Raw genomic sequence first — 17126 nt, forward strand, 5'->3', positions numbered from 1 at the left:
ACGCTCATTGCAGCGCCGGGTGTCACCACCCGGCGCTTTGTTTTGGAACCCGTCAAACGCGCCCCCAAACCTCGCGGCGTGAAGAAGACCGCGACTCGTAAACCACCACTCCCTTCAGGACGTGCGCGGGGGGATGCGCTTGGACTCGTGGACATGACGCTGGCTGCGGCGGAGTTTCAGCGGCGCTTGAGTGGCGAGGGCATTGTGCTCGATCATGTGACGTCGCAGGCCTTCGGTTTTGCAGCGGCGCTATTGGCGCGGCATGCGGAGAAAGCGCTGCCAGGACGGCGTGTGTGGATTCTCTGCGCGGATGTGAAGACGCAGGACCATGTGCATGCCGAACTCGGCGTGTGGCAATGTCCGGCGCTGTATTTTCCGCGTCTCGGGCAGGTGGTGAATGATGCGCTGATTGATCCTGAACTGCTGGCGGAACGTGCCGGAGTGCTCGGTCGCATGATGGCGGGCGAAGCGCCGGTCATGGTGCTGTGCGCGGACAGTTTGGATGAACCTGCGCCGGCGCTGGCGGAGATCACGAGTCAGCGCAAGACGCTGGCCGTCGGCGCGAAACTGGATGTGGAAGCGCTCCTGCGTGATCTGGGCGAAGCGGGCTTCGAGCGTGTGCCCGTGGTCACAGAGCGCGGTCAATTCGCCCGGCGGGGCGGCATCGTGGATTTTTTCACCTGGCAGGCGGAGGAACCGCTGCGACTGGAATTTTTCGATGACGAGATCGAATCCATCCGCGCCTTCGATCTGCACAATCAGTCGTCCATCAAGCGCCTGGAGCATGTGGGAGTGATCCTGCGCATGAACGAGAACGCGGAGGATGCGGCGCTCGTGCGCGAGCATCTGCGGCAGGATGACTTCATCGTTGCCATTGATTGCGACGCGGCGGCGCATGCGCGCATCATGAGCGGGGCCGCGCCGGTCGAAGGCATGGAGGATTTCTCGGCGGCGATTCACGAAAATCCGCTCGGCGTCTTCGATGCGTCCGATTTTGTGCTGCATGAGGCGCGAAGAGAGCACTTTGCACGACAGATTCGCGAATGGCATGAGGCTGGCTGGCGCACGGTCATCTTTTTCCACAACGAGGCGGAACGTGAGCGCTTCGGCGAGCTGCAAAGCGGGCTGCCGTCGTCGTTGGAGACGAAGTTGGGCCTGCTGTATCGCGGCTTCACCGTTCCAGCGGCCAAACTGGCCGTTTTGACCGGTGCGGAGATCTTTGGACGGCATCAGCAGATTCGTCGGGTGCGCGGCTCGAAGCTCGATGAAGCCGAGGTGCTGCGCAAAGCGCGTGATGTGATGCGCGATCTACGCGAGGGCGACACCGTGGTGCATTCCGAGCACGGCGTGGCACGCTACGGCGGCATTGAGGTGCGTGATTCAGGCAAGCGGGAGGAAGTGCTCGTGCTGCATTACGCGGAGAGCGCGAAGCTGTTTGTTCCTGTCGCGCATGCACACATGGTCACACGCTATGTCGGTGTCGGCGGCAAAGCACCGGCTTTGAGCAAGCTCAGCGAGGCGCGCTGGCAGAAGACTCGCAAGAGCGCGGAGAAAAGCGTGGAGGAATTCGCCACGCGCATGCTCAGCGTGGCGGCGGAACGGCAGATGCTGAAGGCGTATTCACATCCGCCGGACACGAAATGGCAGGTCGAGTTCGAGGAATCGTTTTTGTATCGCGAGACACCAGATCAACTCCGCTGCACGGAGGAGATCAAACGCGACATGGAGGCCGAGAAGCCGATGGACCGCCTGCTGTGCGCCGATGTCGGCTTCGGCAAGACGGAGGTGGCGATTCGCGCGGCTTTCAAAACCGTGATGGGTGGCAGACAGGTGGCGATTCTCGTACCCACGACCGTGCTGGCACGTCAGCACACCGAAAACATCCGCCAGCGCATGAGCGAGTTCCCCGTGACCGTGGAAATGCTCTGCCGCCTCACACCCGCGCATCGTGAGCGTGAGATCGTGCGCGGTATCGCCGAAGGCACGGTTGATGTCGTCATCGGCACGCATCGCGTCATTTCCAAAGACGTGCGCTTCAAGAATCTCGGCCTCGCGGTGATTGATGAAGAGCAGCGTTTCGGCGTGAAGCACAAAGAGCGCTTCAAAGACCTGTTCCGCCTCGTCGATGTGCTCACGCTCAGCGCCACGCCGATCCCGCGCACGCTTTATCTCGCGCTCATGGGCATGCGTGACATGAGCACCATCGAGACGCCGCCGCCGAACAAGCAGGCGGTGCAGACGATGATCTGCCCGTATGACGAACGCACGATCAAGGAGGCCGTGGAAGCCGAGATTGAACGTGGCGGTCAGGTGTTTTTCCTGCACAACCGCGTGATGACCATCGAGAAGATTGCGCAACTCATCCGTGATCTGTGTCCGCGTGCGCGGGTGATTGTCGGTCACGGGCAGATGGATGAGGAACTGCTGGAAGACGTGATGCACACGTTTGTCGATGGCGATGCCGATGTGCTCGTCTGCACCACGATCATCGAGAGCGGCGTCGATATTCCAAACGCGAACACCATCATCATCGATCGCGCGGATCGCTTCGGTCTGGCGGATTTGTATCAACTTCGCGGCCGTGTGGGCCGTGGTGGCGTGCAGGCGCATGCGTATTTGCTCCTGCCACGCGATGCCGTCACTGCTGGCGATGCGCGCAAGCGGGTAAACGCCATCAAGCAATACGCCGGCCTCGGCAGCGGCTTCAAGATTGCCCTGCGTGACCTGGAGATTCGCGGCGCAGGCAATCTGCTCGGCACCGAGCAGAGCGGGCACATCGCGGCGGTGGGTTTCGATCTGTACTGCCAGATGCTCAAACAAAGCGTCGCCCGCATGCAAGGCCGCCGTGTGGCGCGTCCCGTCGAGGTCGGTCTGCGGGCCGATTTCCTTGTCATGAGCGAATCCATAATGCTGCAGGCCGACAAAACGGCCACACCGGCCTTTTTGCCTGCTCCGTTCATCGAAGATCCGAAATTGCGCATCACCGCGTATCGCCAGCTTGGCGAGATCATGACGCGCAAGGAGCTGGAAGACCTCGAAGCGCAGTGGCGCGATCAGTTTGGCGAAAAACTGCCTCATTCCGTGCAGAACATGCTCACCTGTGCCGCCATCCGCCTCGCCGCTGCGCATGCGGGCATCAGCGATGTCGAAATCAAAGAGCGCAAGCTCATGCTGACCCGCAACGGCAAGCTGGTGATGCTCAATGGCAAATTTCCGCGTCTCACCGCCAAAGAAGGCCACAAGCAGCTCGCTGAGACGTTGACGATGCTGCGCACGCTCTGAGTCACTTCATCGGCGCGGTCCAAACCTGCGGCGATCTCACCCCAGGTCGCGTTTCACCGCCGGGCACGATGATCTGATCGTTCCAGAGCACAGCATTCGTCGTGACGAGTGAAAACGACACCTCTCCTGCCATGCTCCATGTTTGTGATTTCGTGTCGAAGACCAAAATGCTGCGCGGAAAACCGGGGTGTTTGCTTTTTGGCTCAAAGTTCACCAACGCGCCATCGTCGCCGCCGAGGATGAGAATCTTCGAATCGATCACGGGAGCCGGACTCGGAGCCGCTACGGCCACACGAGGCACGTCGGGTAGCTTTTCCCAACCAGAGACCGGTTTAAAATGCCACGCGTCATTCAACCATTCGCGCACAGGCTTACCATCGGGTCCGGTTTGAAGTGCTGCACCGCTGAACAGATGCACCGCGCCATCCGCAGCCGCCATGCAGGCGAGGATGCGCGGTTTGCCGGGACAGGGCGGCAGTTCCTGCCATTGCGCACCGAGTTTTTTCAATTGCAGCGACCAGAAGGTGTTCATCGCACCCGTCGCTGTCGGCGTTTCGATGCCGCCGGCGATATAGATCACGTCATCCAGCACGCAGCCGCTCATGAAGGCGCACGGCTTCGGCAGCGGTGCCAGCACCACCTTCGTGTCGAGCCAGAACACGTCGCGATAGTGTTCCATGGCATTGCCGCCGCCGATGATGACGAGTCCTTCCGGCGTGGTGATGCTCACGCCATAGCCATTCGGTTTCGGGAGCTTGCCGATGGTCCGCCACTGGCCTTCTGTTGTGTCGAGCGCGAAGACGGTGTCATACCAAAGCTTCGTACCGCCTTCCCACGGCATCTTGTCGATGAAATGCGTGCCGCCAGCGACAATGAGCGATCCGCCGCTCACGCCGGCAAAGGAACCGGCGAAGCCTCGGGCTTCCGGCACGTCTGGCAGTCGTCTCCATTCAAGGTCGGCGGCGTGGAGCATGGTCGTCATCAGCATCAGTCCCATCAGTCTCATCCTCCACATAACTCCCATCTGAAAGCATCCGCAACGTCGCTGCGTAGTTTGGCACCCCAATGCTCACCCTCTCCGGCAAAACTCATGGCAAACTCTGCGACGGCGTGTCGCGCCGTGATTTCATGCGCATCGGCGGCCTCGCCATGGGCGGATTGTCGTTGCCGGAGCTGTTGAAGGCCGAAGCAGAGGCGCGCACGGGCCGCAGTTTCAAGTCGGTGATCATGATTTACATGTGCGGTGCGCCACCGCATCAGGACATGTATGATTTGAAGATGGACGCGCCGCTGGAGATTCGCGGTCCCTATAAGCCCATCAAGACCGCCGTCCCCGGCATCCACATCTCCGAGCACGCGCCGCGTCTCGCGAAGATCATGGACAAGCTGGTGCCGATCCGCAGCATGTATGGCAGTCCGAACGGCGCGCATGACAGCTTCATCTGCTACACCGGCAAACCACCGCCCCCGAACGGTGGCGGCGCACCTGTGGGCCGTCTTTCTGATCCGCCTTCGTTCGGTTCGGTCGTGTCTCGACTCAAAGGCCAAGCTGACCCTGCGGTTCCAGCGTTCGTCGGTCTTGCGCCGAAGGCCGGTCATCCGCCGTATGGCTCGCCGGGGCATCCCGGCTACTGCGGCAACACCCACGCCGCTTTTCGTCCGAATGGCGCTGGCATGGAGGATCTCCAACTCAATGGCATCACGCTCGATCGTCTCGAAGACCGTCGCTCGCTGCTCACGGGTTTCGATCAATTCCGCCGCGAACTCGACGCCAGCGGTCTCGTCGGCAGCATGGACGCCTTCAATCAGCAGGCGCTGAATGTCCTCACCAGCAGCAAGCTGCTCACCGCACTCGATTTGAGCAAGGAGACCGTCAAAACGCGTGAGCGTTACGGCAAAGGCGATCCGAAGAACTACGGCGACGGCGCTCCGCTCAACCTTGAGCACTTTCTCCTCGCCCGTCGTCTCGTCGAGGCCGGTGCGCGTGTGGTGACGCTGAATTTCGGCCGCTGGGATTTCCATGACAACAATTACCCGCAGCTCCTGCGCCATCTGCCCTTGTTCGATCAAGGCATGAGCGCCCTCGTCGAAGATCTGCACGAGCGCGGCCTCGACAAAGATGTCGCCGTCGTCGCCTGGGGCGAATTTGGCCGCACACCGATCGTCAACAAAGACGGTGGTCGCGATCACTGGCCGCGTGTCGGCGGTGCGCTGCTCGCCGGTGGCGGTTTGAGAACTGGTCAAGTCATCGGTGCCACCGACAAGCTCGGCGGCGAACCGACCGAACGCCCCGTGCATTTCGGCGAGGTCTTCGCCACGCTGTACAAACACATGGGCATCGACACCGTGAAGACCACGCTCAACGATCTGACTGGTCGTCCGCAGTATCTCGTCGATTCCTGGCAGCCGATGCCAGAGCTGATTTGACGGCGTTCTGGCAATAAGGCGGGCCCATCTCGCAAAAACAGCCCAGTCTTCGGCAAGCACTGCTGAGCAGCGGTGGTGAATGCGCGCTTCAATGGCGGCGCAATGGAAGTTTTCGCCGTCACCATCTTCGTCAGTCTCATGTTCGCCGTGTTATTCGCGGCGCTCTATCTGGCGGAGCGCACGCAACAGCGGCGCGGCAGCATCGAGCAGGACGCCCTCCTGCCACTCGACGACACCGGGCGCGTGCCAGCGGCCATTGCCACTCCCTCCAGTTCCCATGACCAGCACCTCCGCCACTAAAGTACCCATTGAGTTCAACGACAAGGTCGTCCGCCAGTTCATGCTGGCTTCGATCATCTTCGGCGTCGTCGCGATGCTCGCCGGCGTGTTTATCGCCAGCCAGTTGAACTACCATCAGCTCAATCTGGCCGAATGGCTCACGTTTGGCCGCCTGCGCCCGCTGCACACGAACGCCGCGATCTTCGCCTTCGTGGGCAACATGATGTTCGCGGGCATCTACTACTCCACGCAGCGCCTCTGCAAGTGCCGCATGGGCAATGACACGCTCTCCAACATTCACTTTTGGGGCTGGCAGCTCATCATCGTGGCCGCCGCAATCACGCTGCCGCTCGGCCTCTCACGCGGTAAAGAATACGCCGAGCTGATCTGGCCCATCAACATCGCCGTAGCGGTGATCTGGGTCGTGTTCGCAGTGAATTTCTTCCTCACGCTGCACAAACGCAATGAACCGAGCCTCTACGTCGCGCTGTGGTTCTACATCGCGACGATTATCACCGTGGCGATGCTCTACATCGTCAACCATCTCTCGATTCCCACGAGCTGGACGCACAGTTACGGCATCTTTGGCGGTGTGCAGGACGGGCTGGTGCAGTGGTGGTACGGGCACAACGCCGTCGCCTTCTTCCTCACCACGCCAATCCTCGGCATCATGTATTACTTTCTGCCGAAGGCGGCGGAACGACCGGTGTACTCGTATCGTCTGTCGATCGTCCACTTCTGGTCGCTGGTCTTCCTCTACATCTGGGCCGGACCGCATCACTTGCTGAACACGGCGCTGCCGAAGTGGCTGCAGATGCTCGGCATGTTCTTCAGCCTCATGCTCTGGGCACCAAGTTGGGGTGGCATGCTCAACGGCCTGCTCACCTTGCGTGGTGCCTGGGACAAGCTGCGCACCGATCCAGTCATAAAATTCTTTATCGCTGCCGTGACCTTCTACGGCATGGCGACGTTTGAAGGCCCGCTGCTCTCCATCCGCGCGGTGAATTCACTCTCGCATTACTCCGACTGGACCATCGGCCACGTCCACAGCGGTGCGCTGGGCTGGAACGGCTTCATGGCCGCCGGTCTCTTTTACTGGCTGGCGCCGAGGCTTTGGAACACCCGCCTGTATTCCGTCCCCATGGCGAACTTCCACTTCTGGATCGGCACCTTTGGCATCCTGCTGTACGTCGTCGCGATGTGGATCAGCGGTATCATGCAGGGCCTCATGCTGAACCAAGTCAGCGCCGACGGCCTCGCGCTGAAAAACACCTTCCTCGACACGCTTCAGGCCATCCGTCCGCTCATGGGCCTGCGTGTCATCGGTGGTGGTATGTTCCTGCTCGGCTGGATCGTGATGTGCATCAATCTCTGGAAGACCATCCGTTCCGGTACGCCTTACAATGAAGTGCGCGAGATCGCCGTCCTGCAACGCGGCACGGCGGACACCATGGGCATGAAGGAAACCTTCATCAACGACCCGCTCACCTATACCGTCGGCGGTCTCCTGCTCATCTTTGGCTGGATCTTCCTGCCTCCGGGCGCCGACATCGCCTCGCTGATCTGCGCCATCATCTTCGGTTACATGGCCGTGCGCCGCTTCCAGCAGACCAGCAAGTCCTGGGCCTTCTGGTATGAGAAGCTGCTGCACAACTACCTGCCGTTCACGGTGCTCACCTTTGTCGCTGTGGTCATCGGCGGCTTGATCCAGATTATTCCCACTGTCACCGTCAACAGCGCCAAGAACGTCGAAGACCGCATCCAGAAGCTCTACGAGCCGCTCGAACTCGCCGGTCGCGACATCTACGTCAGCGAAGGTTGCTACAACTGCCACTCGCAGATGATCCGCACCCTCGTGCCCGATGTCATGCGCTATGGCGACTACTCGCGCCTCGGCGAAAGCATCTACGACCATCCGTTCCAGTGGGGTTCGAAGCGCACCGGTCCCGATCTTGCCCGTGAAGGCGGTGCGCGCCCCGATTCATGGCACTACGAGCACATGATGGACCCGCGCTCCATGTCCCCGCAGTCAAACATGCCGACGTATGCCCACCTGAAGGACAAGCCGTTCGATCAAAAGACACTGCCACGAAAGATCGCCGTCATGCGCCAGCTCGGCGTGCCCTATCCGCCCATGGATGCCACCGAGATCAAGATGAAGGCTCTCGAAGCGGGCGTGAAGATCGCCGAAGAACTCAAGAAATCGAACATCGTGGTCCGGCCCGACAGTGAGATGGTGGCCATCATCGCCTACTTGCAAAAACTCGGCCAGTTCGACCCCGTCGAGGAAATCCTCAGCAAAAATGGCCAAGGCATTCCTTTCCCGCTCAGTCCCGTCATCCCGGACCAGGCCCGCAGCGCCGCCGCCACGCACTAACACCGCCACTGCTTCCAACTCATGTACAAGCGCATCATTTACGAAAACTGGCATGTCATTGTGCCGCTGCTCTCCTTCGCCACCACCGTGCTCGTCTTCGGCATCATGACCATCCGCGGCATGCTGCTGCGCAAGGACAAGGCCGAGCACATGTCCCGCCTGCCACTCGACGACTAATCCGCCATGGACCCGAACAAGCCCACTTCCTCCAACGAGCCCAAACTTCGCGATCACGTCTATGACGGCATTCAGGAGTACGACCAGAAGCTGCCCAACTGGTGGCTCTTCACCCTCTACATCGCCATCGTCTGGTTTGTCCTGCACTGGGTGTGCTATTACCAGCTCGGCTTTGGCAGCAGCGACACCGCCGTCATCGACCAGGCCATGGCCGAGATGCAGGTCGCACGCGACAAGCAGATGGAAACCATCACCGACAAACAACTCTGGGAACTCTCGCGTGATCCCAAAGCCGTCGCAGCCGGCAAAGCCACCTTCATGACCCCCGGCATGTGCGTCACCTGCCACGGCCCCGATCTCTCCGCCACGCTGGCCGGCGTAAAACTCCCCGGTCAGCCGCTCAACGATCTGGAATGGAAGTACGGCGGCAATCCCGTCGAGATCTTCAAGATCGTCCGCAAAGGCTCTCCCGATGTTACCAAAGGCATGGTCGCGTGGGAAACCATGCTCGGCATGCAACGGGTCAGCGAAGTCGTCGCCTTCGTCCTCAGCCATCACAAAGAAGGCGAGCCGATCAAACGCGCCCCCGATGCTCCGCCTGTGGGTGATGCTGCGGTGCCTGCACCGAAATGACACCCAACACGCTGAATCTCGTCTCCCTTGGCTCCATCAATGAGGATGGCAGCAAGAAGACGCTGCATCCGGCAGATGTGTCGGGGAAATTCACGCGTGCCCGCCGTTTCGCCGCACTGCTGCTGCTCCTCATCTATGTCGCGCTGCCGTGGATTCCGGTGAACGGCTTCCCGGCGGTGTTTCTCGATGTGCTGAACCGCCGTTTTCACTTCATGGGCCTCACGCTGGCCGTGCAGGACTTGTGGGTGGGCTTCTTTCTCGTCACGGGCCTCGGTTTCTCGCTGTTTTATATCACCGCACTCTTCGGCCGTGTCTGGTGCGGCTGGACCTGCCCCTACACGGTGTTTTTGGAACACATCTACCGCCGAATCGAGCGCCTGATCGACGGCGATGCCTCCGCGCGCCGCAAACTCGACGCCGCACCGTGGACGGCGGGCAAAATCACCCGGCGTGTGATCAAGCATGTGCTCTACATCTTCAGCTCGCTCGTCATCGCGCACATCTTCCTCAGCTACTTCGTCTCACTCAAAGGGCTGTATGAGATGATGCAGCACTCGCCGCAAGCGCACGCCATCGCGTTTGGCGTTGTCATCTTCCTCACCATCGGCTTGTACGGGGCCTTCAGTTGGTTCCGGGAGCAGTTCTGCGTCATCATGTGTCCGTATGGACGCATGCAGTCCGCGCTGGGCGATGATCACACCATCAACATCGGCTACGACAAGAAACGCGGCGAGCCACGCGGCAAGGCCGGCACGACAGGCGCGGGCGATTGCGTGAACTGCACGCGCTGCGTCCAAGTCTGCCCCACCGGCATCGACATCCGCAACGGTCTCCAGCTTGAGTGCATCGGCTGCGCCGCGTGCGTGGATGCCTGCGACAGCATCATGCTCAAACTCGGCCGCAAGCCCGGCCTCGTGCGCTACGACTCATTCACCGCGTTCAACGGCGGCAAAACGCGCCTCATCCGCCCGCGCATCATCTTTTACACCGGGCTGCTGTTCCTCGGAGTGGCCGTGTTCGGCTTCGCCGCCAGTCGTATCGAGCCACTGCGTGCCAATGTGCTGCGCATGCAGGGATCGCCGTTTTATGTGAGCAACGGCGTGCTGCGCAATCAGTTCCTCATCCGCCTCATCAACAAGCGCAACGAGCCGCGCACCTTCACACTCGCCATGCTGGGCGATCTGCCTGCCGGACTTGTCTGCGCGGGTGCCGATGCGCCGGTCACCATTGCCGCGCAGGCGGAGGACTTGAAGCCGCTCATGATCACCCTGCCCGAAGCGGGCTTCAAAGAACCTTTCAAACTCAGCATCCGCGTCACCGACACGCAAGACGGCAAAACCTACACCACCAAACCCTTCGAGTTCACCGGACCCGATCCACGCCTCAAATCCAATGACTACCTCGACCCCAAGCAATACCTCCAAAAGTGAATCGCGTGGCTTTTTCAACAGTCGGCCATGGCTGTGGGTTGTTTTTGCCTTTGTCATGCTGTTCAGCGCATGGACTGCGCTGTTCTACATCGCCATGAACAATCAGCCGGAAAGCATCCCGCTGAAGCATCTCAGGCCATGACGCCCATCGACACCAGCGCCGCCGCCTTCATGGCAGGCATTGTCACCAGCATCCACTGCGTGGGCATGTGCGGGCCGCTGTCGTGTTCGTGGGCGGTGTCACGCGATGGCAGTTTCATGCGCAACACCGCGCTGTATCACACCGGACGGCTCACTGCCTATGGCTTCGTCGGGGCCATCGCCGGGACCATCGGCATCATGCCGCTGAGCTTTTTCCAGCATGGTGCCGGCATCGTGCTGCCATGGCTGCTCGTGCTCGCCTTCGCCATTGTCGGCATGGGTCTTGATGCCTGGCTGCCAAAGCCCAAATTTCTCTCCAGCGGCCTGCGCCGCATTCAAACCGCCGCGTTCAAACTCAACAGCAGTCTGCGCGCCGCCATCCTCGGCCTCGCCACGCCACTGCTGCCCTGCGGCCCGCTGTACCTGATGTTCGCCCTCGCCATGGCCAACGGCAGTGCCTCGCGCGGCGCTGAATTCGCCCTGTCCTTCGGTCTTGGCACATTGCCGCTGCTGTTTCTCGCTCAAACACAACTCCACTGGCTCGGCGGACGTCTCCAGCCTGCCACCATGCGCAAACTCCAGCGCGGACTCGCACTCGTCACCGCAATCATTCTCGCCTGGCGTCTGCGAGACACCCTCGACTTCAACAGCGACGCCGTGCCGAGCTGCTGCCATGCAGCGATGTGATCACTCTGCCTCGACCACTTCCAGCGCAGGCAACTGCACACCTTCATAAATCTCCGCGAGGGGCAAATCAAAGCCCAGGCAGGCCAGCGGGATCACGCCATCATCACCGATATAAACAGAACGCGTAAACCCTGTGTCGCCGCGCTGTTGCACCACGACCTCCTTGTTCGTGCTGTCCACCAGCAGATAAGTCTCCAGCGATGGAATGGTGAGATAGGCATCAAGCTTTTCGCCCTCATCCGTGCGGCGAGTGGATTCTGACAGCACTTCCACAATGACATTCGGCTGGTCTTGGAATGACTCGTCCACCGAGTTTGGCTGGCACACCACCTGCACATCCGGGTAGTAAAACCTGACATGGTTGGGGAAACGGATTCGCAACTTGGTATCACTATTGAAGGGGCGGCACTTCTTGCCGCGAAGCCTTGCATGCAAGGTAACAAGAGTATTTCCAGCGATGATATTGTGCCGGTTTTGAAACTCCCCCATCGCATACACCCTGCCAGCGATGTACTCACGCTTGATGGGAGACAGCAGCTCCGTTTCGAGGTAGTCGGCTGGGGAAATCATGCCCCTTTGATAGCCAGTGAAGCGCTTTTGGCAATTCCCGCCTCCTCTACGCCAAGGCAGGACGAGCGCAGCACGTCACACCCTGCCAGACTCTCCGGCATGCCATCCACCATCTGCCAGCACTGCGGAACACCAGTTCCACCCTCCCGAAGCGACGGCTTTTGCTGCGTGGGCTGCCGCTTTGTGCATGACATGCTGAAGCAGGAGGGCTTCGAGCACTTCTACGATCTCAAATCGAATCAAAACCTCCCGCCCGTCTCGCCACAGGCCATGCGCCAGCAGGATTACGGCTGGCTGGAGGCCTGCACCACCGCGGCCGAGGCCACACGAGCGAATGAATCCGTCGCCGCTGAGATGACGGTGTCGGCGCAGGGCCTTTCGTGCATGGCGTGCATCTGGCTCATTGAGCGCGTGTTTGCCAAACTCGGCGGCACGCAGATCAATGTGGACATCACGCGTGGTGAATTGCGCATGGCGTGGCAGCCGGGCACCTTCCAACCCGTCGAGTTCGCCCGCGAACTGCAACGCTTTGGCTATCTGCTCGGCGTCGCACGTGCGGAGGCCGGACAAGCCACCGACAACAACCTGGAGCGCCGCACCGGCGTCTGCGGTGCTTTTGCGATGAATGCGATGGCGTTCTCACTGCCCGCCTACTTCGGCATGCCGGCTGATTTCCCCTTTGCGCGCTGGTTTGATCTCGTCGCCGCCGCATCCGCGACGCTCGCGTTGTTTGTCGGCGGCAGTTACTTCGCGCAGCGTGCGTGGCATGCCTTGCGTGCCGGCGTGCTGCACATCGACACGCCGATCACGCTCGGCATTCTCGCCGCGTATGTTGGTTCGCTCATCGGCTGGGTCAGCGGTGCGCAGGGACTCAAATACTTCGACTTCGTGGCCATGTTCATCTTCCTGATGCTCGGTGGCCGCCTTGTGCAGCAGATGGCCGTCGCGCGCAATCGCCGCCGTCTCTTGCGCGATCCTTCCATTCCCGATGCGGAGATGCTCAACTCGCTCAAAGCAGGCGAATCCTTTGTCGTGAAGCCCGGACAGGCCGTTCCCGTTGCCGCGAAGCTCGACGATGCGCACGCCAGCATCAGCCTCGAATGGATCAATGGCGAAAGCGACTCCTGCACGCGCACCAGCGGCCAGTTGGTGCCTTCCGGTGCCTTGAATGCCGGCACGCGCATACTCAATGCCACCGCGCTCGAATCTTGGCGCGACTCCACGCTCTGCCAGTTGCTCGAAGCACGACGTGGCGGCGAAAATCGCGATCTGCGGCTCGAAAAACTCCTGCGCGGCTATCTCATCGTCGTCGTGCTCGCCGGTGTCATCGGTGCCTTCTGGTGGTGGCAGCACACCGGCGACTGGACGCGCGCCATGCAGGTCATGATCTCCGTGTTCGTCGTCTCCTGCCCCTGCGCTCTCGGCGTCGCCGCACCGCTTGCCGATGACATCGCCGCCAGCCGTGCCGAGCGTCACGGCGTCTTTGTACGCACGCTTGGCCTCTGGAAAAAACTCACACGTCTGCGCCAGGTTGTATTTGATAAAACCGGCACGCTCACGCTCGAAAACCCCGTGCTCATCAATCCTGACGCCCTCGAAGCTCTTGATGCCACCGCACGTCAGGCTCTACGCCATCTCACCAGCGGCAATCTCCATCCCGTAAGCCGTAGTCTGTTTGATGCGCTCGGCGGTACAGCAGAAAGCCCGCTCAATGCCGAAGTCATCGAAGAACCCGGTCACGGCCTGCATTTCAAACAAGACGATGGCTCCGTGTGGTCGCTCTCACGTCCGCAGGATCAGTCTGCTGATGCCATCTTCACACGGCAGATTGGCCCCTCACCTAACCTCTCCCTCGATGAACTTTTTACCTGTAACAGTGAATCCAATGCGGGGGAGAGGGACCGGGCGTTTGAGCCGCGCGAAAGCTCTCTCCCTCTCCCCGGCACAACGCACCGCCATTATCATGACATCCTTCCGGGGAGAGGGCGGGGTGAGGGGCCGTCCCAGCCGCAACTTCTCGCTTCCTTCCGCTTCCGCGATTCCTTGCGCGCCGAATCACTCGCCCAAGTCGATGCGCTGCACGCACGCGGCCTGCGCGTCAGCATCCTCAGTGGCGACCGCGAGCCGAAAGTCGCTGCCATCGCCACGCAGCTCCATCTCGCACGCGACCAATGGCAGCACAGCATGACGCCCGAGCAAAAAGCCGCGTGGATCACCAATCATGAGCCGCAAGCCACGCTCTACATCGGCGATGGTGCCAATGACAGCCTCGCCTTTGATTCGGCATCATGTGCAGGCAGTCCGGTCACTGGCCGCAGCTTCCTGGAGCACAAGGCCGACTTCTACTTCCTCGGCCACAGCATGCGCTTCATGAGCAGCCTGCTCGACATCGCCGCCACACATCGCCGTGCTGTGCATGCGGTGTTCGCCTTCTCCGTCACCTACAACATCGTCACCGTCATCATCGGCCTCATGGGTCATCTCAGTCCGCTGCTGGCGGCGATTCTCATGCCGCTCTCATCCGTTGCCACGCTGTCACTCGTGGCGTTGATTTTCCACTGCCGTGGCAGCAAACGAACCGGGCCGCAGCCACGCGATGTGTTGACACCCATGCCTGCGTTGCCAAGCATGATCCAAACCTCCTCACTCTGATGTCCTCGGCGCACGATCCAGAACTCCAGCACAGCCTTCAGGCTACGCGTGCCGCTCTTGCGGCCTCCGAGCAGCGCAGTCAGACCATCCTCGAGACTGCTGTCAATGCGATCATCACCATGAGCGAGAACTGCCTCATCGAGACGGTGAACTCCGCCACCGAGCGCATTTTTGGTTATTCACGCGACGAACTCATCGGCCAGAACATCCGCCTGCTCATGCCGCAGCCATATCGCGACCAGCATGACGGTTATGTGCAAGCCTACCGCAGCACCGGCGTGAAAAAAATCATCGGCATCGGTCGCGAGGTCGTCGGGCAGCGCAAAGACGGCAGCATTTTTCCTCTCGACCTCTCGGTCGGCGAGGCGCGCCTGCCCGAAGGTCGTCGCGTCTTCACCGGCATCATCCGCGACCTCAGCGACCGCAAGCAGTTGGAAGAAAAAATCCTCCACATCAGCGAGGAGGAGCAGCACCGCATCGGCCAGGACATCCATGATGATCTCTGCCAGCAGCTCGCCGCTATCGGCTGTCTGGCCAAAGTGGCCCATCAGCAGCTCACCCGCGCCGCACGTCCTGAGGCCGCCAGCCTGGAGGAGATCGTACGCCTCGTCACGCAAGCAAACGTGCGCGCCCGTGAAATGTCGCGTGGCCTCATGCCTGTCGTACTGGATGCCGCCGGCCTCATGGCCGCCCTCGGTGAGCTGGCCCAGGGGACGGAGCGCATCTTCCGTGTGAGCTGCCCGTTCCGCTGTGAGCGTCCGGTGCAGGTGCCTGACAACAAGATGGCGACCCAGCTCTTTCGCATCGCCCAGGAGGCCGTCGCCAACGCCATCAAACACAGCCATGCCGACCGCATCGAAATCAGTCTCGGCCAGGACCAGTCCCATCTCACGCTTATCATTCGCGACAATGGTGACGGCATCCCCGACAACCTCTCCGGCCGGAGCACCGGCATGGGTCTGCTGACCATGAATCATCGTGCCCGCATGATCGGTGGCAATCTCACCGCCGCTCCTGATGAGTTTGGCGGCACCATCGTCCGCTGCACCATTCCTGTTGCCCCCACCAACGCCTGCCCCGCCTTGTGAACCGCATCCTGCTCATCGACGACCACCCCATCATGCGCCACGGCCTCGCGCAGCTCCTGCGCATGGAGGACGGCCTCGAAGTCTGCGGCGAGGCCGGTAGCGCGCGCGACGGCCTCACCGCCATCGAGCGCCTGCGGCCCGACCTCGTCATCCTCGACCTCACCCTGCCCGACAAGCACGGCATCGAGCTTCTCAAAGACATCCAGGCGCTGCATCCGGGCCTGCGGTGCCTCATCCTCTCCATGCACGACGAGTCGTTGTATGCTGAACGCGCACTCCGCGCTGGTGCCCGTGGTTACATCATGAAGGAGGCCGCCGCCGACCACCTCGTCACCGCCGTGCGCAAAATCCTCTCCGGCGGCATTTACCTCAGCGATGGCATGTCCTCCCGCATGATCGAGCAGCTCAGCGGTGCGCGTGGCCGCCCCGGTGTCACGGGCATTGAAAATCTCACTGATCGCGAGCTGGAAGTCCTCTCCCTCATCGGTGCTGGTTCGGCCACCAAGCTCATCGCCGAGCGCCTCGGCATCAGCGCCCGCACCGTCGAGGCCCATCGCGCCCACATCAAAGAAAAGCTCGGCGTCACCGATGGCGCGGCCCTCGTCCGTTATGCCGTGCAGTGGGTGGAAAACCAGAGTGGCTGAGCGTAGCGGCGCTGCCTTGCCACGTAATGGATTCCAGTAGCCAGATTTGCGGTCGCACCGGAGGTCTGAAGCCGTAGGCACCGTCAATAGCCGCTTCCGATGGTGCGTCTAGCATCCCGGCGTCCCACTCGCACGCCATGAATACTACTAACAGCAGCAGCAAGACCCGCTTCATCCAAAACCTTGCGGAGACCCCGGTCTTCCACAGCCACCAGGAGGCTTTCAACGCTCTCACCGGCCTCACCCTAAACCTTCGCCTCGCCCAGGAAAACGAGCACGATCAGACCGATCTGCGCACCCTGCGCCACGATGGCCTTACCTTGGCTCATATCCCAGTGAAGATCGGTAAAAACGTCATCGCCATCATTGAGACCAGCCCCGTCCGTCTCATTCCACCTGGCGATGAGGCTTTCCACACGGTCGCTCGTACCATGCTCGATCAAAACCGCACTGCCGCCGACATCCGCGCCGCCAAAGCCCGTTTCGACCGCCATCCCATGCTTGATGCCGCGCGTTATGACGCGGCGCTCATCGTCGCCCGTTCCTTTGCCGCCCAGCTCGGCGAGGCCGCTCACCGCACACTTTTTGCGCACACCACCGCCGAGCCCGAGGGGGTGCATCGCCGGAATGATGTTCTTTATAGGCAGTCGCGGGTGGGTTTGTTGTTCTGAGTCCAGAAGTGTTTCCAAAGTGAGGGCGTCAGGTATAGGGCACGCAAAGTGATGAGCGCATCACTCGC

The 17126-nt window shown here is 61.1% G+C and carries 14 protein-coding genes; 12 read left to right on the forward strand and 2 right to left on the reverse strand.

The window, feature by feature from the left end:
* Nucleotides 1–78 precede the first annotated feature (78 nt).
* Nucleotides 79–3282: a transcription-repair coupling factor gene (mfd, locus tag ACKVY0_RS09250; protein ID WP_409214524.1), complete on the forward strand. Its 3204-nt coding sequence runs from the start codon at nucleotides 79–81 to the stop codon at nucleotides 3280–3282.
* A gap of 1 nt (nucleotide 3283) precedes the next feature.
* Here mfd and ACKVY0_RS09255 read toward each other — a convergent pair whose 3' ends face one another.
* Nucleotides 3284–4255: a galactose oxidase gene (locus ACKVY0_RS09255; RefSeq protein ID WP_409214525.1), complete on the reverse strand. Its 972-nt coding sequence runs from the start codon at nucleotides 4253–4255 to the stop codon at nucleotides 3284–3286.
* A 92-nt stretch (nucleotides 4256–4347) separates the two neighbouring features.
* Here ACKVY0_RS09255 and ACKVY0_RS09260 point away from each other — a divergent pair, with 92 nt between their 5' ends.
* From ACKVY0_RS09260 to ACKVY0_RS09290, 7 genes are all read left to right on the forward strand, one after another.
* Nucleotides 4348–5709 carry a DUF1501 domain-containing protein gene (locus ACKVY0_RS09260; RefSeq protein WP_409214526.1) on the forward strand — a complete coding sequence of 454 codons (1362 nt, stop codon included), beginning with the start codon at nucleotides 4348–4350 and terminating at the stop codon, nucleotides 5707–5709.
* A 102-nt stretch (nucleotides 5710–5811) separates the two neighbouring features.
* Nucleotides 5812–6009, forward strand: coding sequence for a hypothetical protein (locus tag ACKVY0_RS09265; RefSeq protein WP_409214527.1), 198 nt, complete (start codon nucleotides 5812–5814; stop codon nucleotides 6007–6009).
* Nucleotides 5987–8365 carry a cytochrome-c oxidase, cbb3-type subunit I gene (gene ccoN, locus ACKVY0_RS09270; RefSeq protein WP_409214528.1) on the forward strand — a complete coding sequence of 793 codons (2379 nt, stop codon included), beginning with the start codon at nucleotides 5987–5989 and terminating at the stop codon, nucleotides 8363–8365. The genes ACKVY0_RS09265 and ccoN overlap by 23 nt, the downstream gene beginning before the upstream one ends.
* 21 nt (nucleotides 8366–8386) lie before the next feature.
* The gene (locus tag ACKVY0_RS09275) at nucleotides 8387–8542 is read left to right on the forward strand and encodes a hypothetical protein (RefSeq protein ID WP_409214529.1); all 156 of its coding nucleotides are present in this window, start codon (nucleotides 8387–8389) and stop codon (nucleotides 8540–8542) included.
* Between the two features lie 6 nt (nucleotides 8543–8548).
* Nucleotides 8549–9175 (forward strand): cbb3-type cytochrome c oxidase N-terminal domain-containing protein, encoded by a 627-nt coding sequence (locus ACKVY0_RS09280; protein WP_409214530.1) that lies wholly within the window; start codon nucleotides 8549–8551, stop codon nucleotides 9173–9175.
* Nucleotides 9172–10605, forward strand: a complete 1434-nt coding sequence (gene ccoG, locus ACKVY0_RS09285; RefSeq protein ID WP_409214531.1) for a cytochrome c oxidase accessory protein CcoG — start codon at nucleotides 9172–9174, stop codon at nucleotides 10603–10605. The genes ACKVY0_RS09280 and ccoG overlap by 4 nt, the downstream gene beginning before the upstream one ends.
* Nucleotides 10606–10743: 138 nt before the next feature.
* Entirely contained in the window at nucleotides 10744–11433 is a 690-nt protein-coding gene (locus tag ACKVY0_RS09290) for a sulfite exporter TauE/SafE family protein (RefSeq protein ID WP_409214532.1), read from the forward strand.
* Here ACKVY0_RS09290 and ACKVY0_RS09295 read toward each other — a convergent pair whose 3' ends face one another.
* Entirely contained in the window at nucleotides 11434–12003 is a 570-nt protein-coding gene (locus ACKVY0_RS09295; RefSeq protein ID WP_409214533.1) for a Uma2 family endonuclease, read from the reverse strand.
* Nucleotides 12004–12102: 99 nt separating this feature from the next.
* On the opposite strand from ACKVY0_RS09295, the gene ACKVY0_RS09300 reads away from it, so the two are divergent.
* The 4 genes from ACKVY0_RS09300 (at nucleotide 12103) to ACKVY0_RS09315 (ending at nucleotide 17058) form a co-directional block, all read left to right on the forward strand.
* Nucleotides 12103–14655, forward strand: a complete 2553-nt coding sequence (locus tag ACKVY0_RS09300) for a heavy metal translocating P-type ATPase metal-binding domain-containing protein (protein WP_409214534.1) — start codon at nucleotides 12103–12105, stop codon at nucleotides 14653–14655.
* On the forward strand, nucleotides 14655–15743 hold the full coding sequence (locus ACKVY0_RS09305) for a PAS domain S-box protein (protein ID WP_409214535.1): 1089 nt from the start codon (nucleotides 14655–14657) through the stop codon (nucleotides 15741–15743). The genes ACKVY0_RS09300 and ACKVY0_RS09305 overlap by 1 nt, the downstream gene beginning before the upstream one ends.
* The gene (locus ACKVY0_RS09310) at nucleotides 15740–16387 is read left to right on the forward strand and encodes a response regulator (RefSeq protein WP_409214536.1); all 648 of its coding nucleotides are present in this window, start codon (nucleotides 15740–15742) and stop codon (nucleotides 16385–16387) included. The genes ACKVY0_RS09305 and ACKVY0_RS09310 overlap by 4 nt, the downstream gene beginning before the upstream one ends.
* Nucleotides 16388–16524: 137 nt before the next feature.
* On the forward strand, nucleotides 16525–17058 hold the full coding sequence (locus ACKVY0_RS09315) for a hypothetical protein (protein ID WP_409214537.1): 534 nt from the start codon (nucleotides 16525–16527) through the stop codon (nucleotides 17056–17058).
* The last annotated feature ends 68 nt before the right edge of the window (nucleotides 17059–17126 follow it).

This window comes from Prosthecobacter sp. (assembly GCF_046154365.1).
In the GTDB taxonomy this organism is placed as follows: Bacteria; Verrucomicrobiota; Verrucomicrobiia; order Verrucomicrobiales; family Verrucomicrobiaceae; genus Prosthecobacter.